Origin of the sequence: Pseudoalteromonas aurantia, assembly GCF_005886875.1 — a bacterium.
GTDB lineage: Bacteria > Pseudomonadota > Gammaproteobacteria > Enterobacterales > Alteromonadaceae > Pseudoalteromonas > Pseudoalteromonas aurantia_A.
Window position 1 is genome coordinate 1 of sequence record NZ_PNBY01000226.1, and the last position, 752, is coordinate 752.

At 41.2% G+C, this 752-nt stretch carries 1 protein-coding gene; it reads right to left on the reverse strand.

The genetic code is table 11. From position 1 onward, the window contains the following. Positions 1–16: 16 nt before the first annotated feature. Positions 17–598, reverse strand: coding sequence for a hypothetical protein (locus tag CWC18_RS20770; protein WP_138676052.1), 582 nt, complete (start codon positions 596–598; stop codon positions 17–19). Positions 599–752 lie beyond the last annotated feature (154 nt).

Here is a 752-nt window from a genome sequence, read left to right on the forward strand (position 1 = left end):
CACCTATCCTTATTTGTTAGCCGCCTCCTGCCGCCATAATTGTTGCCCCCAAAAATACAGCAGGCACTACGACTACAGAATCAATGACTATTGTTGCAGGGGTAGCAACTATCTTCCCGGCCGTTTGAGAAAAGGTTGATGGCTGTGCAATTGATATGCGCTGACTTTTTTCAAGCTTCTCTAATGGTAAATCACCCTCTACTGTAAATCGCTTTCCTTCTACTTTTTCCGTAAGCTTAAGCCTTTTTAACAGTTTATCTTTTTTGAAACCGAGGGACAAAAGGTGAGTTTCTATTTCTAAGCTAGGCTCATCGCTTAGTAGTGTTAGCGATACGTTACCAACTATCGTATTGTCTTTCTTTAATTCAAAGTCGTTAAATGATGGGTAAAATTCAATTTTTCTGGATAAAGTAAGTGCCTCTCCAAAATTTTTATTGATTTCGAAAAGGTAAGCAGAGTCAGAGGCTGTAACAAACAACTCTCCAGTATCACTTTTCACGTAGAAACCGTCTATCATTTCCTGCTTGTATTCAGGTGCCCAAAGTGCAGTTGTGCACCCCGAAATGATTAAGACGGCGAGTAGAAAGAGTACTTTCATAAAACTTCCTTTTTAAGAGTTGTTCGTTTGAATACCATGGCGGCTAACGCCCGCATAAGGGGCTGATAATAGTTTGCTAAAATGTGTAGCGAAGCGGAACCGAGCAAACTGTTAGCAGTCCCACTACTTAATGCGCTTGTTGAACGAAGCCGCT

Bases quoted from the DNA above. Each gene is read 5' to 3' on its own strand.
- CWC18_RS20770 (WP_138676052.1), bottom strand. From the start codon at position 598: ATGAAAGTACTCTTTCTACTCGCCGTCTTAATCATTTCGGGGTGCACA.